Annotated in this window: 24 protein-coding genes and 1 riboswitch; of the genes, 4 read left to right on the top strand and 20 right to left on the bottom strand. The window is 69.6% G+C overall.

Features of this window, described 5'->3' with window-relative positions:
- Positions 1–8: 8 nt before the first annotated feature.
- The 3 genes from QM693_RS21770 to QM693_RS21760 are packed head-to-tail and all read right to left on the bottom strand — an operon-like array spanning position 9 to position 1,794.
- Complete coding sequence (locus tag QM693_RS21770) at positions 9–293, bottom strand: DUF3017 domain-containing protein (RefSeq protein WP_005239865.1); 285 nt, start codon at positions 291–293, stop codon at positions 9–11.
- Between the two features lies 1 nt (position 294).
- Complete coding sequence (locus QM693_RS21765) at positions 295–1,155, bottom strand: bifunctional methylenetetrahydrofolate dehydrogenase/methenyltetrahydrofolate cyclohydrolase (RefSeq protein WP_283353410.1); 861 nt, start codon at positions 1,153–1,155, stop codon at positions 295–297.
- A gap of 33 nt (positions 1,156–1,188) precedes the next feature.
- On the bottom strand, positions 1,189–1,794 hold the full coding sequence (locus QM693_RS21760) for a pentapeptide repeat-containing protein (protein WP_280782692.1): 606 nt from the start codon (positions 1,792–1,794) through the stop codon (positions 1,189–1,191).
- Positions 1,795–1,837: 43 nt separating this feature from the next.
- Between QM693_RS21760 and QM693_RS21755 the strand changes: the two genes are divergently transcribed.
- Positions 1,838–2,305 carry a tRNA (cytidine(34)-2'-O)-methyltransferase gene (locus QM693_RS21755; protein ID WP_025432262.1) on the top strand — a complete coding sequence of 156 codons (468 nt, stop codon included), beginning with the start codon at positions 1,838–1,840 and terminating at the stop codon, positions 2,303–2,305.
- On the opposite strand, the gene QM693_RS21750 is transcribed toward QM693_RS21755, so the two are convergent.
- Positions 2,286–3,230 (bottom strand): LysR family transcriptional regulator, encoded by a 945-nt coding sequence (locus tag QM693_RS21750; RefSeq protein ID WP_283353409.1) that lies wholly within the window; start codon positions 3,228–3,230, stop codon positions 2,286–2,288. The two genes, QM693_RS21755 and QM693_RS21750, sit on opposite strands and share 20 nt — an antisense overlap.
- 89 nt (positions 3,231–3,319) lie before the next feature.
- On the opposite strand from QM693_RS21750, the gene QM693_RS21745 reads away from it, so the two are divergent.
- Positions 3,320–4,369: a TDT family transporter gene (locus tag QM693_RS21745; RefSeq protein WP_283353408.1), complete on the top strand. Its 1,050-nt coding sequence runs from the start codon at positions 3,320–3,322 to the stop codon at positions 4,367–4,369.
- A 21-nt stretch (positions 4,370–4,390) separates the two neighbouring features.
- Here QM693_RS21745 and QM693_RS21740 read toward each other — a convergent pair whose 3' ends face one another.
- From QM693_RS21740 to QM693_RS21710, 7 genes are all read right to left on the bottom strand, one after another.
- On the bottom strand, positions 4,391–4,699 hold the full coding sequence (locus tag QM693_RS21740) for a rhodanese-like domain-containing protein (protein ID WP_005257071.1): 309 nt from the start codon (positions 4,697–4,699) through the stop codon (positions 4,391–4,393).
- Positions 4,696–5,589: a DUF4349 domain-containing protein gene (locus tag QM693_RS21735; protein ID WP_280782689.1), complete on the bottom strand. Its 894-nt coding sequence runs from the start codon at positions 5,587–5,589 to the stop codon at positions 4,696–4,698. The genes QM693_RS21740 and QM693_RS21735 overlap by 4 nt, the downstream gene beginning before the upstream one ends.
- 23 nt (positions 5,590–5,612) lie before the next feature.
- The gene (locus tag QM693_RS21730; protein WP_283353407.1) at positions 5,613–8,867 is read right to left on the bottom strand and encodes an error-prone DNA polymerase; all 3,255 of its coding nucleotides are present in this window, start codon (positions 8,865–8,867) and stop codon (positions 5,613–5,615) included.
- A gap of 142 nt (positions 8,868–9,009) precedes the next feature.
- Positions 9,010–9,753 carry a (2Fe-2S)-binding protein gene (locus QM693_RS21725; RefSeq protein WP_283353406.1) on the bottom strand — a complete coding sequence of 248 codons (744 nt, stop codon included), beginning with the start codon at positions 9,751–9,753 and terminating at the stop codon, positions 9,010–9,012.
- Entirely contained in the window at positions 9,746–10,522 is a 777-nt protein-coding gene (locus tag QM693_RS21720) for an ABC transporter ATP-binding protein (RefSeq protein WP_283333023.1), read from the bottom strand. The genes QM693_RS21725 and QM693_RS21720 overlap by 8 nt, the downstream gene beginning before the upstream one ends.
- The gene (locus tag QM693_RS21715) at positions 10,519–11,607 is read right to left on the bottom strand and encodes a FecCD family ABC transporter permease (RefSeq protein ID WP_105420542.1); all 1,089 of its coding nucleotides are present in this window, start codon (positions 11,605–11,607) and stop codon (positions 10,519–10,521) included. The genes QM693_RS21720 and QM693_RS21715 overlap by 4 nt, the downstream gene beginning before the upstream one ends.
- Positions 11,604–12,599 carry an ABC transporter substrate-binding protein gene (locus QM693_RS21710; RefSeq protein ID WP_283353405.1) on the bottom strand — a complete coding sequence of 332 codons (996 nt, stop codon included), beginning with the start codon at positions 12,597–12,599 and terminating at the stop codon, positions 11,604–11,606. The genes QM693_RS21715 and QM693_RS21710 overlap by 4 nt, the downstream gene beginning before the upstream one ends.
- A 95-nt stretch (positions 12,600–12,694) precedes the next feature.
- A riboswitch (cobalamin riboswitch) is annotated at positions 12,695–12,826 on the bottom strand.
- A 102-nt stretch (positions 12,827–12,928) separates the two neighbouring features.
- Here QM693_RS21710 and QM693_RS21705 point away from each other — a divergent pair.
- Both QM693_RS21705 and QM693_RS21700 read left to right on the top strand, forming a co-directional pair.
- Positions 12,929–15,049, top strand: a complete 2,121-nt coding sequence (locus QM693_RS21705; protein WP_283333021.1) for an MMPL family transporter — start codon at positions 12,929–12,931, stop codon at positions 15,047–15,049.
- 32 nt (positions 15,050–15,081) lie between these two features.
- A complete protein-coding gene (locus QM693_RS21700) occupies positions 15,082–17,076 on the top strand; it encodes an SDR family oxidoreductase (RefSeq protein ID WP_283353404.1) in 1,995 nt (664 codons plus the stop codon).
- Between the two features lie 5 nt (positions 17,077–17,081).
- On the opposite strand, the gene QM693_RS21695 is transcribed toward QM693_RS21700, so the two are convergent.
- The 9 genes from QM693_RS21695 to imuA' form a co-directional block, all read right to left on the bottom strand.
- Complete coding sequence (locus QM693_RS21695; RefSeq protein ID WP_283353403.1) at positions 17,082–17,960, bottom strand: ferredoxin family protein; 879 nt, start codon at positions 17,958–17,960, stop codon at positions 17,082–17,084.
- 29 nt (positions 17,961–17,989) lie between these two features.
- On the bottom strand, positions 17,990–18,568 hold the full coding sequence (locus tag QM693_RS21690; protein WP_283353402.1) for a YdeI/OmpD-associated family protein: 579 nt from the start codon (positions 18,566–18,568) through the stop codon (positions 17,990–17,992).
- Between the two features lie 10 nt (positions 18,569–18,578).
- A complete protein-coding gene (locus QM693_RS21685) occupies positions 18,579–19,091 on the bottom strand; it encodes a hypothetical protein (protein ID WP_283333017.1) in 513 nt (170 codons plus the stop codon).
- Positions 19,092–19,127: 36 nt separating this feature from the next.
- A complete protein-coding gene (locus tag QM693_RS21680) occupies positions 19,128–20,102 on the bottom strand; it encodes a R2-like ligand-binding oxidase (RefSeq protein ID WP_283353401.1) in 975 nt (324 codons plus the stop codon).
- Positions 20,103–20,253: 151 nt separating this feature from the next.
- Complete coding sequence (locus QM693_RS21675) at positions 20,254–21,039, bottom strand: alpha/beta fold hydrolase (RefSeq protein ID WP_283353400.1); 786 nt, start codon at positions 21,037–21,039, stop codon at positions 20,254–20,256.
- Positions 21,040–21,067: 28 nt separating this feature from the next.
- Positions 21,068–21,451, bottom strand: coding sequence for a VOC family protein (locus tag QM693_RS21670; protein ID WP_280782678.1), 384 nt, complete (start codon positions 21,449–21,451; stop codon positions 21,068–21,070).
- A 144-nt stretch (positions 21,452–21,595) separates the two neighbouring features.
- On the bottom strand, positions 21,596–22,198 hold the full coding sequence (locus tag QM693_RS21665) for a dihydrofolate reductase family protein (protein ID WP_283353399.1): 603 nt from the start codon (positions 22,196–22,198) through the stop codon (positions 21,596–21,598).
- Positions 22,191–23,744, bottom strand: a complete 1,554-nt coding sequence (locus QM693_RS21660) for a DNA polymerase Y family protein (protein WP_280782676.1) — start codon at positions 23,742–23,744, stop codon at positions 22,191–22,193. Before QM693_RS21660 ends, QM693_RS21665 begins: the two co-directional genes overlap by 8 nt.
- Complete coding sequence (imuA', locus tag QM693_RS21655; RefSeq protein ID WP_280782729.1) at positions 23,741–24,580, bottom strand: DnaE2-dependent mutagenesis accessory factor ImuA'; 840 nt, start codon at positions 24,578–24,580, stop codon at positions 23,741–23,743. Before imuA' ends, QM693_RS21660 begins: the two co-directional genes overlap by 4 nt.
- Between the last annotated feature and the right edge of the window lie 137 nt (positions 24,581–24,717).

Here is a 24,717-nt window from a genome sequence, read left to right as displayed (position 1 = left end):
TCGGACCGCTAGTCGGTTCCGAGCGGGTCGATCGACACGGCCAGCCACACGATTGCGCCCCCGACGGCCACCAGCGCACCCACGTCGAAAGGCTTGCTGCGCACCGCGAGCAGTCCGACGCGCTCCGACGGCATCATCAACCGGAATACCGCCGCGAGCAGCGTGGCGACGCCGAACACGAACGCGCCTCGTCGCCACCGATCCGCGAGCACGAACACGACGGCCACGACGATGACGACCAGGACTGCGAGCATCGGCAGATTCTTCTTCGCGAACTGCCCCCAGTCGGCCATCTCAGCCGAGAGACGCTGCGACACGCTCGGCCCGCTCCACGACGTTGGTCAGCAGGAAGGCACGGGTGAGCGGCCCGACGCCACCGGGGTTCGGGGACAGGAAGCCGGCGACCTCGGCGACATCCGCCGCCACGTCGCCGCGCAGTCCGTCCGCGGTGCGGCTCACACCCACGTCGAGCACCGCGGCACCGGGCTTGACCATGTCGGCCGTGACCAGACCGGGAACGCCCGCCGCCGCGATCACGATGTCGGCGCGGCGGACCTCCGCTCCGAGGTCTCGCGTACGGGTGTGGCAGAGGGTGACGGTGGCGTTCTCGCTGCGCCGGGTGAACAGCAGACCGATCGGGCGGCCCACGGTGACACCGCGACCGACGACGACGACGTGTGCCCCCTCGATCGGCACCTCGTACCGGCGCAGCAGGTGCAGGATTCCGCGCGGCGTGCACGGCAGCGGCGCTTCCTTGCCCAGCACCAGCCGGCCCAGGTTGACCGGGTGCAGGCCGTCGGCGTCCTTGTCGGGGTCGATGCGCTCGAGGGCGGCGTTCTCGTCGAGCTGCTTCGACAGCGGGAGCTGCACGATGTAGCCGGTGCAGTCCGGGTTGGCGTTGAGCTCGTCGATGGTGGCGTCGAGCTTCTCCTGCGTGATGTCGCCGGGCAGGTCGCGGCGGATCGAGGTGATCCCGACCTTCGCGCAGTCGTTGTGCTTCCCGCGCACGTAGGCGGCCGACCCCGGGTCGTCCCCCACCAGAACGGTGCCGAGACCGGGCGTGATGCCCTTGTCCTTCAGGGCGCTCACCCGCACCTTCAGGTCTTCGAAAATCTCGTCGCGGGTCGCCTTGCCATCGAGGATCGTTGCAGTCACGTGCCCCATTCTCTCAGGTTCGCCATACACGCGTCAGGTCGGTTCCACCACGAGCCCGTTGGCGGTCGCGTACGCGATGGCCTGGGTGAGTTCGATCTGCGCCTTGTCCAGCGAGACCGCCGTCCACAGGTTCGCGTCGACGTGGGCCCCGCGCAGGTCCGCGCCGTCGAATTTCGCGCCGCCGGTGCGGGCGCCGAACAGATCCGCCGACCGGAGCACGGCGCGCCGGAGGTCCGTGCGGACGAGGTTGGCTTCCCGGAACCGGCAGTCCGTGAAATCGAGTCCGCGCAGGTCGGCACCGCCGAGCGACGCGAGCGTGAAATCGCATTCGTCGAAGACCATCGGGCGCAGCCGGCAGTTGTCGAACTCCGACCCGAGGAAGCTACAGTTGCGGAACTCGCTGTGCCACAGCGTTGTTCTGGTGAACGAGCACGAGCGGAACGCCGTCTGCACATGATGTGACTCGGCGAGGTCGGCGCCCGTGAAATCGCAGTCGGTGAAGATCACCGACTCGGTGCGGAGTTCACTCAGGTCGGCGTCGCGGAAGTTGCATTTCGTGTAGTGCCGCCGCTGCCAGTTCTGCGCGGGGAGTCGTGCGTCGCCGTAGTCCTCACCCACCACCTCTTCTACCGGATCCATGCGTCCATCATGCCGCCTCGCGGTGTGCCCCTAAGCTGTGCGGGTGTTCCGAGTGATGTTCCACGAACCCCGAATCCCACCCAACACCGGCAACGCCATCCGCATGGTGGCAGGCACCGGGTGCGAACTGCACCTCGTGGGTCCACTCGGATTCGACCTGTCCGAGCCGAAACTCAAACGTGCCGGACTCGACTACCACGACCTGGCGTCGGTGACCGTGCACGAGAACCTGGAGGCGGCCTGGGCTGCGCTGGAGCCTGCGCGGGTGTACGCCTTCACCGCGCACGCCACCGTGTCGTACGCCGACATCGCCTACCAGCCCGGCGACGTTCTGCTGTTCGGTCCCGAACCCACCGGACTGTCGGAGGAGGTGCTGGCCGATCCCCACGTGACGGAGCGGCTCCGGATCCCCATGCTGCCCGGCCGCCGGTCGCTGAACCTGTCGAACGCCGCCGCCCTCGTCACGTACGAGGCGTGGCGCCAGCACGGATTCAGCGGGGCTGCGCTGTAGCTCCGACGACTGCGGCCCCGACACCCGCGGCCGCGCCGGCACCGAGCGCGATGTCGAGGAAGTCGCGCGCCGCACCCTGAACGCCGCGCACCGGGTCCCAGACGGCGGAGAGCCGCCGCGGAAGCGTCAACCCCTCCACCTGAACGGAGGCGAGGCGGCCATCCGTCAAGTCGGCGGCCACCGCCAGCGAGGACAGCACCGCCGGAGCGTTACCCGCCACGACCGCTGCCTTCACCGCCGTGCACGACGTCAGCTCCAGCAACGGCGGAACGCACTGCGGCACCGCGTTCTCCAGGGTGGTGCGCGTCCCGGAACCGGACTCACGCTGGATCATCGGCGTCGCGGCGAGTTCGGACACGGGAATCGGTGACCGGCGGACCCATTCGTGCTCCGGCGGCACCACGACCACCAGGTGGTCGCGGCCGATCTCCCGTACCTGCAGTCCAGCCGGAATGTCCGGGCCCTCGACGAACCCGAGATCCGCGTCACCGGACAGCACCCGGGCGGTCACCTCGGACGAGTTGAGCAGCCGCACGTTGGTGACCACGTTCGGGTACTTGCGCCGCATCGCGACGGTCCACCCGGGAACCAGGTACTCGGCGATCGTCATGCTGGCCGCCACCGTCAGCCCGGCCTGCCGTTCGCCGCGCAGCGCCGCGACCCCCGACGCCAGTTCCTCGGCCGTGGCGAGGATGTGACTCGCCCATTCGAGGATGAGCGCGCCTTCCGACGTGGGCCGCACACCGCTGGCACCGCGGCTGAACACCTTGATGCCGAACTGACGCTCGGCCGACCGCACCCGGGCGCTGACCGCCTGCTGGCTGAGCCCGTGTTCACGCCCCGCCGCCCCCATGCTGCCGAGCCGCTCGACGGACAGCAGGACGTCGAGGGCACTGAGTTCGGGTACTCGGGGAGACAGCGGCACAACCCAAGGCTAGTCCCACAAACGCGATTTGTGGGTATTCAACGACAAGCCTTCTACCGGCCACGACGATGCGTCGGCAAGCTCTAGGTATGACCCCGAATTGGTTCGCAGCAGTGATGGGCACCGGCATCGTCGCAGTCGTCGCCGCGGCATTTCCGGCAGGCGGTCCGGTGGCCCGGACGGTCGCCGAGATCTTCTGGCTGATCGCCGCGACGCTGCTCGTGGTGCTGACGACCGCACTGGTGCGGCACTGGATCCGTCACCGCGACGACGCACTCGCGGACGCCCGCAGCCACACGATGTTCCCGTTCTACGGCGCCGTGTCGATGGCGGTGCTGACGGTCGGGGCCGGCACCGGATCCGCTGGCCGCGCACTTCTCGGTGGTGTCGCTGTCGCCGCGTCGGCCACCCTGTGGACGATCGGGACCGTCATCGGGCTCGTCACCTACGTGGTGATGGCGCGCCGACTGGCCCGGCCTCACCAGGTGACTCCGGTGCCGTCCTGGCTCATGCCCGTCGTGCCGCCGATGGTGTCGGCCGCCACCGGTGCCGCGCTGGTCCAGCGCCTCCCGGAAGGCGCGGCCCAGATCGCGATGCTCGCGCTCTGCTACACGCTGTTCGCGCTGGCGCTGAGCGCCGCATTGACCGTCGCCGTCGTCGTCGGACGCCATCTGCTGAGCAACGGGCTCCCCGACACCCCGCTCGTGCCCACCCTGTGGATTCCGCTCGGCGTGATCGGCCAGTCGGTGGCGGCGATCAATCTGCTCGGCGGGGCATCCGGCCACGCCTGGCTCCACGCGGTGGGCGTGGTCTACGGGACCACCATTGGCGCACTCGGCGTCCTCGCCCTCGTGACGCTGGTCACGGTGACCGCCAAGGCCTTTCGCCGCGGGCTGGGGTTCACGCCCGGCTGGTGGAGTTTCACGTTCCCCGTCGGCACCTGCGCGCTGGGTGCGAACTCGCTCGGCGTCGCACTGGACTCGGTGGTGATCGTCGGCGTCGGCGTGACCCTGTGGTGCGCGCTGGTCCTGATCTGGAGCACCGTTGCGGTCCGCACACTGAGGCACGCCGCCGGGCAACGGGGTGGGCGCGTGGTCCGCGAGGACCCCGCGGCCCACGCCCTCAGCGCGGTCCGCTGACCGGAATGGTGCCCCGGGGTGTCACGCGCCCGACTCGACGGGGCGTCCGGACTGCATCCACGCGGACGTCCCGCCCGCGACCGACACGGCGTTGATCCCCCGCGCGTTCAGGTACTCCGCCGCCTGCAGGCTCCGGCCGCCCACCCCGCAGATCACGTAGACGACCTCGGCTTCCGGGATCTCGTCCACGCGCGCGACGAACTCACTGAGCGGAATCAGCGTCACACCCGGCACCCGTGCCTGGGCGTACTCGTCGGCCTCGCGCACATCGATGACGGGGGCACCGGACGCCAACGCGCCGTCCAGGGCATTCAGGTCGACTTCGATCATTGCGTCTTCGCCTCTTCTCGTTCCGGCGCCGGGCCCGGCGGTGGGCCGGCCGGCCTGTTGTACATCCGGCGCAGACGGTACGCGCCGTACACGACCAGTGCGATGACGGCCACGAAACCGAACCAGGGAATCAGCGCCCCCACGACCACGGCACCGCCCTTGATCGCAGACAGCAGGGCGTGCCAGCCCGCGACGAGCCCTTCCCAGAAGTTGTCCGGACCGGGACTGGGCTGCTCGGCATCCGTGGTGGTGACGTCGATCATGAGCGTCGCCAGTGCCACCTGGTCGCTCAGCGACCGCTTCTGGGCGGTGAGGCTGTCCAGTTCGCCCTGACGCTCCGACAACGCCCTCTCGGCCTCGATCAGATCCGCGGTGTTCGCCGCCGACGTGATGAGCCCCTGCAGCCGGGTGACGGACGCCGTCAACGCGCCTATCCGGGCGTCGAGATCCTGCGACTGCATCGTCACGTCGCTCTTCGTGACGCTGACGCTGGTGACCTTGCCCAGTTCCCGCAGATCGTCCAACGTCCGGGTGAGCGAGTCGGCGGGCACCCGGATGGTCAGGGAACTGCTCGCATCCTGGTCGTCGGAGCCCGGCTGTTCGGTGAGCTGGTCGACGCGTCCGCCCAGATCGTCGACCTTGTCCACGATCTGCCTGCCGACCGCCACCGGGTCGTCCGCCGTGAGCGCGACCTGACCGGTGATGATCTCCTGGCGGTCGGTGGGCGCCTGGTCCTTCGCGGGTTGCTGTACTGCGCCACCGATTTCCATCTGGCTCGAGTCCCCGGGTGTCGGGGCGGGCGACGGTTGGGAGGAATCGCTGCCGGAACCACCACACCCCGCGAGCGCCAGCGAAGCCACGACGATCGCCGACAAGACGTATCTCCTCATGTCCGAATGCTAGCGGTGCCGGCTCACCTGAAGTCCCTGGATTTGGCGGACACCCGCAAATCCATCAGCTGCAGCCGATCCGCCACCACCGTCACCGCCCCCTCCGCGTTCTGCACCTTGCCGCGGACCAGCAATGCGGGCGCCGTGTTGGCGAGCTTGCGGTACTTCGCCCACAACCCCACCGAACACACCACGTTGACCATCCCGGTCTCGTCCTCGAGGTTGATGAACGTGACCCCCGCGGCCGTCGCCGGGCGCTGCCGGTGGGTAACCGCCCCACCCACCAGAACCCGGTCGCCGTCGGGGACATCGAGCAGGTGCGCCGCTGGGATCACCCCCAGCGCGTCGAGTTTCGGGCGCAGGAACTGGGTGGGGTACGTGTCCGGTGACACCCCGGTGGCCCACACGTCCGCCGCGGCCAGTTCGAGATCGCTCATCCCCGGCAGGGTCGGCGCGCGGGTGGATGCCCCGATCCCCGGCAGCCGGTCGCGGCGCTCCCCCGCCGCGGCGCCCGCCGCCCACAACGCCTCCCGGCGGGACAACCCGAAACTGTCGAGAGCACCTGCGGTAGCCAGCGATTCGGCTTGCGCCGTGCTCAGTTCCACCCGGCCGGTGAGGTCGAGGAACGACGTGTACGGACCTCCGTCGCCGCGGGATTCGACGATCCGCTCGGCCAGCGCGGTCCCGATGTGCCGCACCTCCCCGAGCCCGAGACGCACCTCCGTTCCGCCCGCCTCGACGGTGGCGTGCGCGAGACTCGCATTGATGTCCGCGCCGTGCACCGGCACCCCGTGCCTGCGGGCGTCGGCCACCAGCGACTGCGGCGAGTAGAAGCCCATCGGCTGCGCCCGCAGCAGACCGGCGCAGAACGCCGCCGGGTGATGGAGCTTGAACCACGACGAATAGAAGACCAGGGCGGCGAAACTCTGCGAATGGCTTTCGGGGAAACCGAAATTCGCGAAGGCGTACAGCTTCTCGTAGATCCGGTCGGCCACGTCGTCACCGATCCCGTGCATCTCCCGCATGCCCTGGTAGAGCCGCCCCCTCAACCGTTCCATCTTCTCGGGCGACCGCTTGGAACCCATGGCCCGGCGGAGCTGGTCGGCCTCGGCCGGGCTGAAACCCGCCACGTCGACCGCCATCTGCATCAACTGCTCCTGGAACAGCGGCACACCCAGCGTCCGCTTCAGTGCCTTCTCCAGGGACGGGTGGTCGTAGGTCACCGGTTCGAGCTTGTTGCGGCGGCGGATATACGGGTGCACCGATCCGCCCTGGATCGGACCGGGACGGATGAGCGCCACCTCCACCACCAGGTCGTAGAAGTTCCGTGGTTTCAGCCTCGGCAGGGTGGCCATCTGGGCCCGTGACTCCACCTGGAAGACCCCCACCGAGTCCGCCCGCTGCAACATCTCGTAGACGGCTTCCTCCGAGAGGTCCAGCTGCGCCAGATCCACCTCGATCCCCTTGTGCTCGGCCACGAGGTCGATCATGTAGTGCAGCGCGGAGAGCATGCCGAGACCCAGCATGTCGAACTTCACCAGACCCACCGCCGCGCAATCGTCCTTGTCCCACTGCAGAACGCTGCGGTTCTCCATGCGCGCCCACTCCACCGGGCACACGTCGGCGATCGGCCGGTCGCAGATCACCATGCCGCCCGAGTGGATGCCGAGGTGCCGCGGAAACCCCTCGATCTGAGCGGCCAGCTCGAGGACGGCGGGCGGAATGTCGGTGCCGACCTCCTTCCCGATGCCGCCCCAGCGACTGACCTGTTTGCTCCACGCGTCCTGCTGCCCCTGCGAGAAACCCAGCGCCCGGGCCATGTCCCGCACCGAGGACTTGCCGCGGTACGTGATGACGTTCGCCACCTGCGCCGCGTACTGGCGTCCGTACTTGGCGTAGACGTGCTGGATGGCCTCCTCCCGCCGATCGGATTCGATGTCGACGTCGATGTCCGGCGGGCCGTCGCGTTCGGGCGAGAGGAAACGTTCGAACAGCAGCTTGTTGCGGACGGGATCCACGTTGGTGATGCCGATGGCGTAACAGACGGCGGAGTTGGCCGCCGAACCCCTTCCCTGGCAGAGAATGTCGTTGTTCTTGCAGAACGACACGATGTCGTGGACCACCAGGAAGTAGCCCGGGAAGTTCAGCCCGGTGATGATGTCCAGTTCGTGCTCGATCTGCCGGTAGGCCTCCGGCCGGGCCGCAGGCGCACCGTAACGTCGGCGGGCTCCGTCCATCGTGAGCTGACGCAGCCAGCTCGCCTCGGTGTGCCCGTCGGGCACGTCGAACGGTGGCAGTTGCGGCGCGATGAGCCGCAGGTCGAACGCACACTCCAGGCCGAGGTCCGCGGCACCGCGGACGGCTTCCGGGTACGCGGCGAAGAGGTGCGCCATCTCCTCACCGGACCGCAGGTGCGCTCCCCCGGCGGGCGCCAGGTGCCCGGCCGCGTCGTCGAGGCTCTGCCGGGCCCGGACGGCGGCCATCGCCATGGCCAGTCTCCGGCGCGGCGGTCCCGCGAAGTGCGCCGCCGTGGACGCGATCACCCGAAGGCCGTGCTGCTGTGCGAGTTCGGCGAGGTCGGCGTTGCGCTCACCGTCCTCCGCGATGCCGTGATGGGTGAGTTCCACCGTGACCCGGTCGGCCCCGAACCGGTCGATCAGCTCCCGCAGCCGGGCGGCCGCGGCGTCCGGGCCACCGTCGGCCAGCGCCTGACGCACATGCCCCTTCCGGCACCCGGTCAGGATCTGCCAGTGCCCCCCGGCCGCGTCGGTGAGACGGTCGAGGTCGTAGCGCAGCTTGCCCTTCTCCCCGCCCGCGAGATGCGCCGCCGCGATTTCCCGGGAGAGCCGCCGGTAACCCTCCTGACCTCGCGCCAGTACCAGCAGATGCGCGTCGTCCAACGTCAGTTCGGACCCGAACACGGTGCGCATGTTCAGTTCCTTCGCCGCCTCCGCGAACCGGACCACACCGTAGAACCCGTCGTGGTCGGTGAGTGCGATGGCCTCGAGACCGAGCCGAACGGCCTCCTCCACCAACTCTTCCGGCGGGGAGGCGCCGTCGAGGAAACTGAACGCCGAATGCGCGTGGAGTTCGGCGTACGGAACGGTGGAGCCGGTGCGCTCCTGCGGGCCCGCCCGGTACTCCCCCCGCTTGCGCGACCACGCGGGGCTGTCGCCGCCGTCGCCCGGGTACAGCGACTCCGGGCTGACCCTCCCCGGCCTGCCCGACAGGACGCGCTCCATCTCGGACCACGTCGGCGGACCGTTTCCCCAACCCATCTGGCACACCTCTTCATGTCGCGCACGTGCCGTGCCGAAACCATGGAAGATGCCGCTGGGGAAGACGCATCATTCGAACGGGAGTTCGAACGCCTTCAGTCTGCCATCACACCCGCGGACCGGTCAACGCAGGCACCCGGACTCACGTCACGAGCGCGGCCAGACCTTTCAGACGGTCCTCGGCCGGCCTCCTCGGGCAGCTCACACACTTGCCCGACCCGGGGGTCTCGTAGATCAGGCAACACGACGCCCGCTGCGTGAACCGGCGTGACAGTGCCCCGGCCCGGATGTCGACGAACCGCGGGTCCGGCATCACCACACCGACGCGGCGGAGTGCGTCCACCAGCCCCCGGGCGAAGATGCTGCCGCGTGCGCGATCGCCGCACGCCGTTCCCGCGTCGAGTGCCCGGTTGGCGATCGAATCCGTCGTGATCGCCCACATCGCCGCCTGCCGCACCCCGGACGCCGCGGTGAGAGCGTCGATGATCGGCGTCAGCGCCGTGGCCATCTCGGACGCCAGCTCGGACAGCCCCTCGGTGACCGGCAGTGCCGACGACGCGGTCAGGCCGCCGAGATACCCGTCGTCCCGCAGGAATGCCACGGCGTCGACGAGCCGCGGCCGGGCGGCGACCCCCGTGACGAGCGCGGTCGCGATCGGAATCCCGGTCAGGGTCGAGCTGGCCGAGTACCACCACAGGGTGCCGTTGACCCGGGGATCGTCGCTGCCCCACCGCCTCGCCGTGTCCGCGACGCGGTCTGCGAGCCAGCCGGGATCGGTCAGGCGCACGGCCGGGAACGAGGAGGCGCCGGGTTGCCCGATCTGGTCGGCGATCATCGGGACGCGGCGGGCGGTCAGCTCGTACGCACGCCGCAGTTGCTCATCCATCGGCCAACCCCAGGATCTCCATCGACAGCCGCGGCGTCGACCGCACGACGGCGCGGATGCCGAACACCCCGCCGAGCACGGCGTCGTCCAGCACGTCGGCGGGCGGACCGGTGCTGATCACCCGTCCATCGTGCATCACGGCCAGCGTGTCGCAGAACTCGACGGCCAGCCGGAGGTCGTGCATGGTCACGACGATCGCCAGACCGTCGCACGCGAGGTCACGCAGCAGGTTCATCACCGTCAGCTGATGCCGCAGGTCGAGGTGGTTGGTGGGTTCGTCGAGCAGCAGGACCCTCGGCTGCTGCGCGAGCGCCCGGGCGATCGACACCCGTTGACGCTCCCCGCCCGACAGCGCCTGGACGTCGCGATTCGCGAGTTCGGCCAGCCCGACCTGACGTATGCACGTCTCGACGATCTCACTGTCGGCGCCGGTCGCCCGTTCGAACCAGCCCCGGTGCGGGATACGTCCGAGCGAAACGGATTCGCGCACGGTCAGTCCCGCGGACACCCGCGGCTCCTGGGTGCTCGCCCCGATCGTGCGGGCCAGTTCCCGCCGGCCCAGATCGGCGGTGTCCGTTCCGTCGACGGCGACGGCGCCCCCGGTCGGGGTGAGCGCGCGGTAGCAGCAGCGCAGCGCGGTGGTCTTGCCGGAACCGTTGGGCCCGACCAACGCCAGCACCTCACCGGGACGCACGGAGAAGTCGATGCCGTGCAGCACTTCCCGCGACCCGAGTTCGGCGCGGACACGTTGCAGGCTCAGCGCGGTCACTGTTCGGCCCTCCGATACTGCCGGTAGAGCATCCACACGAAGATCGGCGCTCCCACGAGCGCGGTGACGACGCCCACCGGGACCTCGATGCTGTGCGCGACCGACCGCGCGGCCGTGTCCGCCGCGACCATCGCGATCGCGCCGAGGAATGCGGCGACGGGCAGCAGCCTGACCGCCCGGGCGCCCACGACGTACCCGGCCAGGTGCGGCACCAGCAGACCGATGAAGCCGATGCCGCCTGCGACGGACACGGCGGCCCCGGCCAGCATCGACACACCGAGCAACTGCACGACGCGGAAGCGTCGCACGTTCATGCCGAGGGCGGCGGCGCCGTCGTCTCCCGCCTGCAGCAGGTCGATGCGGCTCGCGCTCAGCATCATCGCGGCCCCGACCGTCGCGAGTGCCACGGCCGGGAAGATCGCCGTCGACCAGCGCGAGTCGCCGAACCCGCCTGCCAGCCAGTGCATCACCGAACTCAGTTGATGCTCGTCCGCGACGACCAGGATCGAGAACGTGATGAGAGCCGAGAACACCTGCGCCGACGCGACGCCCACGAGGATGACGGCCGTCGGCTGCGGATACCGTCCGCCGATCGCCAGCGACAGGAACAGCGGCACCATCGCGCCCAGGAATGCCGCGACGGGAACGGTGAACGCGCCGAGCGCTCCCACCCCGAGCCCGAGCACCGTCACCACCACCACGCCGAAACCGGCACCCGAGGACACGCCGAGCAGATAGGGATCGGCCAGCGGATTGCGGGTCACCGCCTGCGCCACGGCGCCTGCGAGGGCGAGCGCCGCACCGACGGCCGCCGCGGTCAGCGCCCGCGGCAGCCGGGAGTCGAGGACGATCGACTCCCGCGCCTGTGACCACCAGGACTCGAATGCGCCGGGGGCCACGCGGTGCGCGACGATCGCCCAGACGTCGCCGACCGGGATGCGCACGGAACCGAACGACACCGCGAGGCCGACGACGAACAGGGTTGTCAGCGCGAGCAGCACCGTCAGGCCCGCGAAACCGAGGCGTGCGCGGGCCGGGTGTGGTGCCTGCGCCGGTGGTGCCGCACGTTCTGCGGTGACGGTCATCGCGCGCCGACGTCGTCCGGATGAAGTGCCCGCGCGATCGTCTCCACCGACCGCACCAGGCGCGGGCTCTCGAAGAAGTCGTCGAGCGGCACCACCACGAAGCGGCCGGCCTTCACGGCGGGTGTCGTCGACATGATCGGGTGCGACTTCAGGAAGTCGATCTTCGCCTGCGCACTCGTCGTGCCGTAGTCGAGGACGACGATCGCCTCCGGGGCGCGTTCACCGATGATCTCCCAGGTGGACTTCGAATACGGCTTCTCCCCTTCGGCGAAGAGGTTGGCCGCACCCGCGTGGTCCGCGATGAGCTGGCCGACTCCCACACCACCGATCGTCAGCGGGACGTCCTCGCCGGAATCGTAGAAGAACGTCGGAACCGGGGCGGCGCCCGCGATCTCGTCGCGCACGGCCTGCAACCCGGACGTCACCCGGTCGGTGATCGCCCGCGCCCGGTCGGGGTCTCCGAGGATCTCGCCGAGCTGCTGGTAGTCGCTGCGCAGCAGACCGATGTCCGGGAAGCCCTGCCCGCAGTACTCGGAGAACAGGAAGGTGGGAATGCCCTGGTCGCCGAGGGATTCGCGCGACCGCCCCTCCTTCTCGTCGAACGCGCTCCGCATTCCGCCGACCACCAGGTCGGGGTCGAGGTCGAGGATCTGCTCCCGGGTCGGGTATTCCTTCGCGAGTTTCGGGATCTTCGCGAAGGCGTCCGCGAACTCGGGCAGCGGGGTCGCGTCGCCGTACCCTGTGCCGACGATGCGGTCGCCGGCCCCCATCTCGATCAGCACCTCGGTGACGTGATCGTTCATGCTGACGATGCGCTGGGGCGGGGCGTCGAACGTCTCCGTTCGATCGCAGTTGGTGACGGACACCGGCTCGGCGAAGGATTCTGCGGAAGCGGTCTGCCCCACGGACTCCCCGCGCGAACACCCGGCGACCACCAGCGCGGCCACCGCGAGCGTGACCAGACCGGTACTTCTGAACAACTGACCGTGCATGTAAACCTCATTGCGGCTCAGAGCCACGAATGAGAAGTCAGCAGACGCCCGGTGCGGCGCCTGCAGGACTCCGCTTCGTAGACCACGACGAAAAGGATGTCGCACACCCCACGCCGGGTAATCGGGCTCGCCACCGAAATGATCTGGTGGCCTACCGTTGCGGGTCAGCGCCGGATTCGGACCGGCTTCCCCCGTGCGTGTGGCTGCAAGTGCGATGCCGAGTATGCACGATTTGCCGGGAGCCGCGTCACACCCCCGCCGGTGACACCCCGATCCGCACTACAGTCGGCAGTCGCAGCTGCCCGCCCCAGACACGCCGGAGATGACGCATGACACGTTGGGCCTCGACCGTTGTTTCACGCAAATGGTGGGTCCTGAGCCTCGCCGTCGTCGCCGTTCTGGTGAGCGGCGTGTGGGGCACCGGTGTCTTCGCGAAACTCAGCTCGGGCGGGTTCACCGATCCCGGTAGCGAATCCGCCGAAGTGGCCCGGATCGTCCAGGACAACCTGGGTCCGCAGACGCCGGACATCATCGCCATCTACACGGCACCCGAGGGGAAGACCCTGGACGACATCGGCCCCGAGGTCACCGCGAGTCTCGACCGGTTCGCCGCCGAGGTGCCGACGTACTCGGTGACGTCGTACTGGACCGCGGACGCGGCGAGAAAGCAGCTGATGGTGTCGGAGGACGGCACCAAGGCGTCGGCCGCGATCACCGTCGATCCCGACGCCGGGATCACCGCCGCCACGTTCGACGACCTGTTGCCGAAGCTCGAGGTGGAGGGCATCGACACCGAGTTCGCGGGCAATTCGGTGGTGGGTGTGGCGTTCAACAACCGGCTGCAACAGGACCTGGTGCTGGCCGAGGCGATCGCGCTCCCGATCACTCTCGTGTTGCTGGTCTTCATCTTCGGCGGTCTGGTGGCCGCGGCCGTTCCGGTGTTCGTCGGGCTGCTCTCGATCTTCAGCGCCCTGGCCACCCTGCGCCTGCTGACCCTGTTCACCGACGTCAGTTCGTTCGCGATCAACGTGGCGTCCCTGCTCGGCCTGGGGCTCGCGATCGACTACGGCCTGTTCGTCGTCGGACGTTTCCGCGAGGAACTGGAGTCCGGCGCCGACGTCGCGGAGGCGACCCGGCGCACCGTCCTGACCGCGGGCCGCACCGTGCTGTTCTCCGGTCTGCTTCTCGTGTGCGCGTTCTCGGGCATGCTCGTGTTTCCGCAGGACGTGATCAAGTCGCTCGGGTTCGGTGCGATGGCCGCGGTCGCGAGCGCGGCGCTGCTGTCGCTCACCGCAGTCCCGGCGCTGCTCGCGATCCTGGGTCATCGCATCAACGCACTGACCTGGCGCAAGGATGCGGCGCAGCGCGGGGAGGTTCGCGCCCGCAAGTTCTGGGGCTCCGTCGTCACCTGGGTGATGCGGCGGCCGGTCGCCATCGCGGTCGGCATCGTCGCGGGGTTGATGGTCCTCGCCTCGCCCCTGCTCAGCGCATCACTCGGCGAGGTCACGTACACGGCGCTCCCGGAGAACGACTCCGCCCGGATCGCCACCGACACTCTCACCACCGAATTTCCCACCACCGGAAACGGCGCCACCCTCATTCTCCGGGGCACCGACGGCACGGCCCCGACCGCCGCCGACGGCGCCGCGGTCGCCCAGGCCGCCGGCCGGGTGGAGGGCATCGGGGCGGCCACCGTCGTCGCGTCCGGCAACGAGCTGGTCGCGGTCCAGGCCGTCTACTCCGAGGGCGTCACCACCGACGACCAGAGCGCCTCAGTGGACGGACTCCGTGCCATCACGCCACCCGAGGGAACCGAACTCCTCGTCGGCGGCGGTCAGGCGACCGTCGACGACGGGAACGCGGCGATCGTGCACTGGATGCCGGTGATGATCGCGATCATGGTGGGTTCGACGCTCGTGCTGCTGTTCCTGGCGTTCGGCTCGGTGGTGCTGCCGATCAAGGCGGTCGCGATGGCGGGGCTGAGCCTCGCCGCCACGTTCGGTGTGCTCACGTGGATCTTCGAGCTGGGCCACGGCGCGAGTCTGCTCGGGGTCAGTCCGGCACCGCTCGAGGCGACGTTCGTGGTCCTCATCCTCGCCGTGGTCTTCGGCCTGTCGACCGACTACGAGGTGTTCCTGATGTCACGCATGGTCGAGGCGCACGAGGCAGGCGCGACCACGGAGGAGGCGGTGCGCTTCGGCACCGAGCGCACGGGCCGCATCGTGACGGCCGCGGCGCTGCTGCTCGTGGTGGTGACCGGAGCGTTCACCATCTCCGGTCTGTCGATCATGCGGTTCCTCGGTGTGGGGATGATCGTCGCACTCATCGTCGACGCGACGGTGGTCCGCATGCTCCTCGTTCCGTCCCTCGTGAAGCTGATGGGCGAGGCCAACTGGTGGGCTCCGGCCTGGATGAAGAAGGTGCACGCCAAGGTGGGTCTGGGCCACTAGTGCATTATCTTACTTTGGAGTAAGTTCGGGTCATGTCCACCTACCTCGTCACCGGCGGAACCGGCTTCCTGGGTCGGCACGTGCTGCCCCTGATCCTCGACCGCGATGCATCAGCCGAGATCCACGTCCTCGTCCGGCGCGCGTCCGTCGCGCGCTGGGAGGCGCTCGTCGACGGCATGCCGGGCGGCGAACGCGTGCATCCGCTGATCGGCGACCTGACGGAGCCCGGCCTCGGACTCACCTCGGCGCCGGCGGCCGACCACGTCCTGCATCTCGGCGCGATCTACGACCTCACGGCGGGCGACGAACAGGCCACCACGAACGTCGACGGCACCCGCTCGGTGATCGCGCTGGCCCGGGAACTGGATGCGACGCTGCACCACGTCTCGTCCATCGCCGTCGCGGGGGACCACGAAGGTCCGTTCAGGGAAACCGATTTCGATCTCGGGCAGGGGTTCCCCACCCCGTATCACCGCACCAAGTTCGAGGCGGAGAAGTTGGTCCGGGAAGCCGACGGCCTGCGGTGGCGAATCTACCGCCCCTCCGCGGTGGTCGGCAGTTCGGTCACCGGCGAGATGGACAAGATCGACGGCCCGTACTACCTCTTCCCCGCCATCGCGGCGCTCGCGAAACTCCCCGCGGCCCTGCCCGTGGCCGTCCCCCGGATCGGCTCGACCAACGTCGTCCCCGTCGACTACGTGGCCGCGGCCATCGTGGAGTTGATGTCGGCACCGGGACGGGACGGCCAGACGTTCCATCTCGTCAATCCGCGCCCCCAGCCGGTCCGCGAGATCTACGCCGCGCTCGCCAAGGCCGCCGGTGCACCGCATCCCGCGGCCGGACTCCCCGGCGGACTCGTCCGCCCCTTCCTCACTCCCACCCCCCACTCGGCCCTCGACACGGGCCGCAAGGTGGTGCTCGGCGCTCTCGGCATCCCGCCCGTGCTCGTCGAGAACATGACGCTGCCCACGGTGTTCGTGAACGAGGACACCCGGGAGGCGCTGCGCGGCACAGGCATCGACGTCCCCCGGTTCGCGTCGTACGCCGACAGGCTGTGGTCGTACTGGCGTGAGAACCTCGACCCGGATCGAGCGCGCAGGCCCCACCCGGCCGGACCGCTCGTGGGCAGGCACGTGGTGATCACCGGGGCGTCGTCCGGAATCGGCCGGAGTTCCGCGATCGCGACGGCCCGCAAGGGCGCGAAGGTCATTCTCCTCGCCCGGCGCACCGAGGAACTCGACGCCGTGGTGGCCGAGATCCGTGCGGCGGGCGGCGACGCCTACGGGTACCCCTGCGACATCACCGACGAGGAGTCGGTCGAGCACACCGCCAAAGCCGTTCTTGCCGAGCACGATCACGTCGACATGCTCGTCAACAACGCCGGCCGGTCGATCCGGCGGGGCCTCTACCACTCCACGGACCGGCTCCACGATTTCGAGCGGACCATGGCCGTCAACTACTTCGGCGCGGTTCGGCTCGTCCTCGCCTTCCTCCCGCAGATGCGCGAGCGGCGGTTCGGGCACATCGTCAACATCAGCAGCGCCGGGGTCCAGGGCGCGACGCCGCGGTTCGCCGCCTACGTCGCCAGCAAGTCGGCCCTCGACGGCTTCACCGATGTCGCGGCGTCCGAAACCCTCTCGGACGGAATCACGTTCACCACCATCCACATGCCACTCGTCGAGACGCCGATGATCGCGCCCACCGGCCGGTACAACGTCGGACCGATCACCTCCCCGGAGAAGGCGGCGGCAATGGTCGTCCGGGCGCTGATCGAACGCCCCAAGCGCATCGACGTCCCGACCGGCACGCTCGGGGAACTCGGCCACGTCTTCGCACCCGCCGTCAAGGATCGCGTGATGCACCAGATGTATCGCATGTTCCCCGATTCCCCGGCGGCGAAGGGGCAGAGCACGGACGACGCGGCGCCGGCTCCTCAGCACACGCCGGAACCTAGGCACCACCCGTCGTCGGTCCTCGGCCGCGCCGCCCGGAAGGTCGGAAGGCTGGTGCCCGGCACCCACTGGTGACCGAGTCAGGGGGTGAGGGCGCGGACTCCGGTGGCGACAACAGGTCGCACCGGCTTCGGCGCCGCCCCGCAACTCGCCGGCCGGGGCGGCAGCTCCCACTCCTCCAGGTCGACCACCCAGCGGCGCCCGTCGCGATGCGCGACAACCGAGTTCGCGTCCACCGTGAGCTCGTCCGCGGCCGCGTCCACGAGATCGCGGACGGCGAGTTCCGCCACCTGCCCCGGTGCGTCCCAGCAACTGCGGCCGCGCAGCCCGGTCGGGTACACCTCGCCCCGGGCGGCGGCGCGGACCGCGTCGACACTCTCCTGCGTCGACAACCGGCCGTAGGTGTACCCCGTCGGCAGCAGGATCAGCGAAGGCGCGAACCGGTGCCCACCCGTGTGCGAGCACTCCCACACCGCGTCGCCGAACTCCGCGGCCAGGCCGGCCGCGGCCGGCCGTCCGAGGACGGCGCAGCACTGATCCCTCTTCCCGTGCGCGCACACCAGCACGACCGGGTCCGTCACCGGTGTGCCCAGACCGGGTGCGGTCCCCGCGATCAGCCCGAGGTCCAGGTCGAGCAGGTCTTCCGGGAAGCCGATCTCGAGCCGCTCGCACCACGACCGCGCGGGATGCGACTGCGCCAGCAGCACCGTCCGCCGATCCGGGGCCGCGGTGCTGCGGCCCGGCCGGCGGATGAACATGACCCGCACCCCGGCCGCGTCGGCGCGGGCGTCCAGCTCACGGGCCAGGTCCGGTCCGAGCGCGGTGCCGTCGAGTACGTCCCGGCCCCACGCGCCGGGGAACTCCAGGCACACCCAGCCCGTGACATGCGCAGCGGTGCCCGCGAGGGGTTCGTCGGTCGCGGACAGAGCAGAGCAGGTGGCGGTGATCGTGTCAGGCACGATGCCATTGTGTCAGTCGGGAAAATCGGTCAGTCATGGAACTTCCTGCGCTCCGACAACTGCTGGACGAACTTCTCGATGCGGCGCGCACGCGTCTCCGGGCGCATGGCGTCCTGCAGGCGGAAGTAGACGGCGTACCGGTTGTGGCTGTCGAGTGTCGCGTAGAAGGCCTCGGCCTCGGGATTCTGCGCGAGGGCGTCCAGGAAGTCCTGCGGTATCTCCGCCGCCTTCTGTCCCGCGTACGCGCGGTCCCAGCGACCGTCCGCCCTGGCCCGCTCCACCTCCGCCGCGCCCGCAGGCTCGAGGAGACCTGCCTCGGCGAGTTTCTCCGCGAACTCCCGGTTCCGCTTCGACCACGGACTTCGCGACGAGCGCGGGGTGAACCGCTGCACGAAGAAGTCGTCGTCGACGCGGCGGACCTGGCTGTCGATCCAGCCGTAGCACAGCGCGACCTGGAGAGCCTGGTCGTAGTTGATCGACGAATGCGCCGACCCCTTCTTGGCCATCTTCAGCCAGATGCCCGGTGAGGAGTCGTAATGAGCGCCGAGCCATTCCCGGAACTCGGCCGGTCCGGAGAAGTACTCGACGCTGAGCTCGGCAGCACACATGTGCCCGAATCTAGCGGGAGAACAGCTGTCCCGCCCAGACCCGGACGAATCCCTGGGACAGATATCCGAGCGTCCCGAGCGCCAGCACCCATTTGGTGACGCTGACCGCACTGGTGGTGCGCACGGTCGCGTCGGTGATGTGCTCGCGATGGGACAGCAGATACAGCCCGACGACGTTCTCGGCGTAGTCGCCTGCCGCGGAGATCACCGGGGCCGCCGCCAGCGCTTTCTGCGTTCTCGCCGAGAGTGGTGTCAGTTCCGCCAGACGTCGTGCGCCCGTGCGCAACGCGACCGCGTAGATCAGGGGATGGACGAAGTCCGGGTAGTAGTGGCTGCGGTAGCGCGCCCTGTCTGCAGCGGACATTGCGTCGAGGATCGCCGTGTAGGACCGGGCGGACCGGGCGGTCTGGATGTCGGCGAGCCGGGGTGCCACCGGGCCGAGTAGCCGGACGATGTTCGCCTGCGAGATCACGAATGCTGCAGACCAGCCGAGGAGTCTGCGGTCGAGTGCGGTGAGCGCCATGAGCCGATCCTGCCATCTGTCACCGCGGCGCGTGCCTCAGCCGGCGGCCTCGGACATCGCCTTGGCGTCCTCCTCGCCGAACTTCTCCTCGAGGGCCTCGGGTGAATAGTCCAGATCGATCTCCTCGACCGGGCGTCCCCGCGCCGACTCGATCGCCCCCAGCCGGCGCTGCGCCCGGTCCGCGGCGTACGCGATGAACTCCTGGTCGTCGAGCCCGTACGGCTGGACCTCGAATTGCTTGTTGACCCAGTCGATCATGCCCAGTGCCATCGGCATCAGCTCCGCCATCCGCTCCTGGACGACACCCCAGTTGCTGTCGTCGGCGGCGACGTGCCTGCGACAGGTGAACGTTCCCCACGCCATGTGGCGTCGTTCGTCGTCGCCGATCCTGCGGACGAGCTCCTGCATGCCCGGCAGGATCCCGCGCGTCGTGCACACCTTCTGCCAGGCGTAGTACCCGGTGAGCGCGAGACTGCCCTCGATGACGTGGTTGTAGGTGACGCTGGCCCGCACCTGATTGGCCGGGCTGGGATCAGTCTCGAGCACCTTCAGCGATCCCGGCAGCTCCTCGTAGAACAACTGCCGGTAGTACGGGTTCTCGGCGACGAAGGGATGCAGGTCGTGTGTCAGGCCCACCGCGTCCATCCACAGCCGGAACACCTGGGTGTGCTTGGCCTCCTCGAAACAGAACTGCGTCAGATACATTTCGTCCCCGAAGCGCCCCTCGGCGGCCATCGCCTTCATGAACGGCTGGATGTCCTCGGTGACCGCTTCCTCACCGGCGATGAACTGTGCGACCAGATACGTGGAGTTGCGCTGCTGCTCCGAGTTCAGCCCCTCCCAGTCCTCCGCGTCCCGGCTGAAGTCGAGGTCCGTGGGATTCCAGAACTTGGCGTTGCCCTTCGTGAACAGCCGCAACGGGAACGCGTCCCAGTTGAGGCCCCCGGCGCGGAGCGAGCTGAACCCTTGCCTGCCGGGCGCATAGGGGCGTCCAGGCGTGAGTGTCGACATCGTTGACCTTCTTCCGGACGTGCGGAAGACGTCGTCGGACGCCCCGCTGTTTCGGGGCGCTCGTCTGACAACCGGCCCGTTCCGAGCCCCCGCTTCGGTTCCCACGCTAGTCCTGTCGAAGCCGTTGCGGTTTACATTTTCGGACTTTTTGTCAGCTCGTCTCGGGCTGCATCAAGAACGGCAGCACCGCCGCCGCGAAGTCGTCGTAACGGTCGCGGTGAATGCTGTGCCCGCTACTGAACACCACCACCCGGCAGTTCGGTATCGCCGCCACCGCGGACTCGAGCCTGCGCGGATCCACCATTCCGCCCGGACCGCCCCGCAGGATGAGCGTGTCGGCCTCGATGTCCGGCAATCTGTCCCACCACAACGGATCCGGGCGGCGGAACTGCTCGAGCGCCGAGCCCGTCATCGATCGGTCGAACGCGAACGCGGCCCGCGGATGCCGGATCAGGCTCGTCGTCGCGTGCCACAGTTCCGGCAGCGACGGCAGCCGATTCGCGAAAACCTGTTCCGGATCACCGGGACGCAACGGGAGCGGTGCCTCCTCGATCACCAGCCGGCGAACCAGCCCGGGTCTGGCCTGGGCCGCGAGCGATGCGGCATGACCACCGAGCGAATGCCCGACGAGATCCACCCGCGTCAGCCCGAGGTTGTCGCACACCTCCACCACGTCGGCACCGAACTCCTCGAACAGATACGACGCGGCGCGGGCACTGCGACCGTGCCCCCGCAGATCCACGACGAGGACGCGGCGCCCGCGGGCGACGAGTGCGCGGGCAAAGCGGTCCCAGGTGCCGCCGTCACCGCCCATCCCGTGCACCAGAACCACCGGCACGGGATGGACGCCCGACGACCCCGGCACCGAGGACTCGCCACTGTCCCGGTAGGCGATCTCGATACCGGCGCGCGTCGGGGTAGTCCTGCTCGTCTCCACGAGAATCCAGACTAGCGACCGCCGCGGACTACCCGCCCGACCCGTACGGGCGGGTGATGATCTCCAGATAGTGGCCGGACGGGTCGAGGAAGTAGACGCCCCGCCCGCCGTCGTTGGTGTTGATGGTGCCCGGCAGCGTCTGCCGCGGATCCGCCCAGTGCTCGAGCCCCCACTCGACGATCAGACCGTAGATCCGGTCGAAGTCGTCCTCGCCGACGAGGAACGCATAGTGCTGCGGCGGGAATTCGACCGGCGGTTCCGCGAAGTCGAGAGACACCCCGTTGTCGAGGGCGACCGCCAGGAAATGGCCGGCAGGCACGGCGTCCGGCAGTCCGAACAACGTGGTGAAGAATGTCGCCGACTCCTGCTTGTTCTTGGCGGCGACGATAGTGTGGTTGAAAGAAATGGTCACAGTCGACCCTTTCGAGGTATGCCACGACCCGACGATGCGGCCGTGGCCGGCCTCCATGCCTGACGCTGTCCGCCACCGGCACGCGACCCTCTGCACAGCAAAGCATTTCGAACGGTCGGTTCGCAAGGTAGGTCGCCGGGCGGGTTACGCCGCCCGCCCCACCCGATAACGCAACGTGACGACCCCGGAGTCGTACCCCTTCGACTCCAGCAACGTCAGCGCATGCATCCCGGTGCCCTCGTCGAGGAGCCTGCGGCCGTGCCCCAGCAGGATCGGCACCACGTGCAACTGGATTTCGTCGACCCGCTCGGCGGCGAGCAGTGCCCGTGCGAGGGTGATGCTCCCCCAGACGATCATGTCGCCACCGGGCTCCTGCCGGAGTTGCTGCACCCGTTCGACGGCGTCGCCCGGCCACAGCTGCGCCGGCTCCCGATCCCCCCACGGGGCACTGTCCAGCGTCGAGGAGAACACGAGCTTCGGGATCGAGTTGACGATCTCGGCCACGACCTCACCCTGCGCCTGTTCGGTGGGCCAATAGTCCGAGAACATCTGATACGTCTTGCGCCCGAGCAGGGCGAGGTCCGTGTCGGCGAGCAGACGGAGGTTGTACCGGTCCACCTCACCGTAGTCCGGCACCGCATCGAAGAAGTCCAGCTCGCCGGACCGCCCGGCGACGAACCCGTCGAGGCTCGTCAATTCCTGGACGACGACCCTGCGGTGCGGTGTGTCCCGCTCCGTGTCACTCATAGATTCCCTCCACCGACCAGCGGCCTGCCGTGCAGATCACCAGCAGCGCCCGCGACTCTTCCAGCAGCACCTGGGCCCGGGCCGCCGTCCGGGCGGCCGGAGGGTCCCACCACCGCTCGTCCACCGGCCACGGTCCGGCCCATCCACACACCGCCCACTCTCGGCTCCCCCACCGCAACCGCGCGGGAGGCGCGCTGAACACCCCCCGTTCCGTGACCGTCACAGCCATACCCCGCTCGTCCGACATCCACACCTCCGGATACGCGGTCAGCACCGCGGCAGGCGCCGGTTCCGGCAACGTGCCCGGCCACGGCTCCGACGGATCGTTGCGCGGAATCAGCTCGTCACCCAACGGCAGCAACGTGATGCGCTCCGCCGGGCCCCGCCCACCGCTGAGGACCCCCACCTGCACGGCTTCCCCGCCGAGCAGTCCCTGCACGCGCACCAGAGCCCGCCGGGCCCGCTCGTCCTGGTCGCCGACTCCACCCCACAGCCCCAGCTGCAGGGCGCCGGCGGCCACCACTTCCACCGGTTCGAGCCGCAGGACGGCGATACCGGCGGTGGGCCGCTTCTCACTGCGCCCGGTCAGCCACCCGTCCAGCTGCCACCGCACCCGGTCCGCCGTCGCCTCCGGCGTCAACGGTTCCGCACATCTCCAGATCCGGGACAGTTGCTCACCGTTGCCGGTGCTCGCCGAGATCGACAGCCGGGTGCAGGCCACCGCGGCGTCCGACAGTGTGCGATGAAGCTTCTCCGCCAGCGCACGACCCGCGAAGGCGGCGGCGTCGACCCGTTCGATGACGGGATCGCATCGTTCCTCGACCTCCAGGTCGGGAGGCAGCGACCGCCCCGACGGGGGACGCTCCGGCTCACCCCGCGCGGCCCGGTGGGCCAGCACCGCATCGGTTCCGAACCGCGAAGCCACATCACCCGCCGACAGCGCGGCGAAACTGCCGATCGTGCGCAACCCGAGCCGGTGCAGCAGATCGACCAGCTCACCGCGGTGGGGTGCCGCGAGGCTCGGCTCGGCGGCCAGTTCCCGCATCGGGAGCGGCGCCAGGAAGTCCGCCCCCTCACCGGGTGGCACGAGAGTTGCTCTGCGCGCGGCGATCACGGCCGTGGACAGCTGATCGGCGATGCCGACCTGGCACTCCACCCCCACCGCCGACACCTGGTCCACCAACCGTTCCGCGGCGGCTTCCTCCGAACCGAAGTACCGGGCGACACCGCGAGCGGACAGCACCACCAGACCGGGTCGCAGCACCTCGACACCGGGCGCCACCGCGTCGACGGCCGAGGCGACCGGCTCGAACAGCCGCGCGTCGCGGTCGGGATCGGCGGTCACCACGTGCAACCGGGGGCACCGGGCCTGGGACTCGCGGCGGCGCAGGCCTCTGCGCACCCCGTCCGCGCGGGCCGGTGCCGAGCAGGCGATCACCCGATTACCCGACGTCACCGCCACCGGATGAGTCGGCGGGAGGTCCGCGGCAGCAGCCGCCGCGACCGCGGGCCAGTCGGGGCACCACAACGCCAGCACCCGGCTCACAGACCCACCACCTCCACCGGCCCCGGGAAGGGGGCGGCCTCGAGGGGCGCCACCGGTTCCGGTGCACTCACCCATTCCACCCGGCCCTGCGCCGACCGCACGTCCAATCGGGTGGTGCGCGGCTGGAACGACCGTCCCCGGGCGCACACCGCCAGACTGAGGGAACGCAACCGCCCGCATCCCCGGTCCTGAGATCCGTTGCCCAGTCCGGCGTAACCGTGCACCCGGGCTTCCAGCCGCATCTCCGCGCCGTCCCAGTGTCCGTCCGTGACGACCAGGGTCGCCCCCTTGCTCCGGGCCCGGGCCACCACCGCGCGCGCCCGGGACGGCGCCACCGACGCCCCACCCAGTCCGAGCACCACCAGATCCATTCCGTCCAGGAGCACCGCGGCGATCTCCACCGGATCGGCGCCCGGATCGGGGATCAGGGCCAGCCGTTCCAGCTGCGCCCCCATCTCGACCGCTGCCAGCACCCCGAGCCGGGGATGTCCGATCACCGCGACGTGTCCGCCGCCCGCGGTCACGGACGCGACCAAACCCAGCAGGAGCGAGGTGGCACCCGACACCGACACCACCGAACCGCGCACCAGCCCGCCTCGGGGAAGGAGTTCGGCCAGTGCAGCCGGAACCGGAAGCACCCCGGCAGCATGGGAATCGGGCGCTGCGGACGTGCCCGTCGTGGGGAACGCACTCTCCACCGGGGCGCGGCTCGCCACCGATTCACCGCGCGCGGGGACAGCGGCCATCCGTCGTCGGAGGTAGTCCAGACGCTCCTGCCGGGACAGCCCGGACAACTCGGGAGACCCCGGCACCGGAAACCCCGGCTCGCCGGCCACTTCAGCCAACTCGACACCCCTGACACTCGGCACCAACAGCGGTCGGCAACCACGGGGAAGACGCGGCTCGAACAGACGCTTTGTTCGAACGTATTTTCGAACTCATTTCAAGTAAAGCCGGTCGGTGGAGGCCCGTC

The organism is Rhodococcus sp. IEGM 1305, assembly GCF_030058635.1.
In the GTDB taxonomy this organism is placed as follows: domain Bacteria; phylum Actinomycetota; class Actinomycetes; order Mycobacteriales; family Mycobacteriaceae; genus Rhodococcus_F; species Rhodococcus_F opacus_D.
This window is presented reverse-complemented; position numbering and strand designations above follow the sequence as displayed.

Excerpts from the sequence above, each read along its gene's own strand:
- QM693_RS21770 (WP_005239865.1), bottom strand. The coding sequence starts at position 293 with ATGGCCGACTGGGGGCAGTTCGCGAAGAAGAATCTGCCGATGCTCGCA.
- QM693_RS21760 (WP_280782692.1), bottom strand. The coding sequence starts at position 1,794 with ATGGATCCGGTAGAAGAGGTGGTGGGTGAGGACTACGGCGACGCACGA.
- QM693_RS21745 (WP_283353408.1), top strand. The coding sequence starts at position 3,320 with ATGACCCCGAATTGGTTCGCAGCAGTGATGGGCACCGGCATCGTCGCA.
- QM693_RS21740 (WP_005257071.1), bottom strand. The coding sequence starts at position 4,699 with ATGATCGAAGTCGACCTGAATGCCCTGGACGGCGCGTTGGCGTCCGGT.
- QM693_RS21735 (WP_280782689.1), bottom strand. The coding sequence starts at position 5,589 with ATGAGGAGATACGTCTTGTCGGCGATCGTCGTGGCTTCGCTGGCGCTC.
- QM693_RS21730 (WP_283353407.1), bottom strand. The coding sequence starts at position 8,867 with ATGGGTTGGGGAAACGGTCCGCCGACGTGGTCCGAGATGGAGCGCGTC.
- QM693_RS21725 (WP_283353406.1), bottom strand. The coding sequence starts at position 9,753 with ATGGATGAGCAACTGCGGCGTGCGTACGAGCTGACCGCCCGCCGCGTC.
- QM693_RS21715 (WP_105420542.1), bottom strand. The coding sequence starts at position 11,607 with ATGACCGTCACCGCAGAACGTGCGGCACCACCGGCGCAGGCACCACAC.
- QM693_RS21710 (WP_283353405.1), bottom strand. The coding sequence starts at position 12,599 with ATGCACGGTCAGTTGTTCAGAAGTACCGGTCTGGTCACGCTCGCGGTG.
- QM693_RS21705 (WP_283333021.1), top strand. The coding sequence starts at position 12,929 with ATGACACGTTGGGCCTCGACCGTTGTTTCACGCAAATGGTGGGTCCTG.
- QM693_RS21700 (WP_283353404.1), top strand. The coding sequence starts at position 15,082 with ATGTCCACCTACCTCGTCACCGGCGGAACCGGCTTCCTGGGTCGGCAC.
- QM693_RS21690 (WP_283353402.1), bottom strand. The coding sequence starts at position 18,568 with ATGTGTGCTGCCGAGCTCAGCGTCGAGTACTTCTCCGGACCGGCCGAG.
- QM693_RS21685 (WP_283333017.1), bottom strand. The coding sequence starts at position 19,091 with ATGGCGCTCACCGCACTCGACCGCAGACTCCTCGGCTGGTCTGCAGCA.
- QM693_RS21680 (WP_283353401.1), bottom strand. The coding sequence starts at position 20,102 with ATGTCGACACTCACGCCTGGACGCCCCTATGCGCCCGGCAGGCAAGGG.
- QM693_RS21665 (WP_283353399.1), bottom strand. The coding sequence starts at position 22,198 with ATGAGTGACACGGAGCGGGACACACCGCACCGCAGGGTCGTCGTCCAG.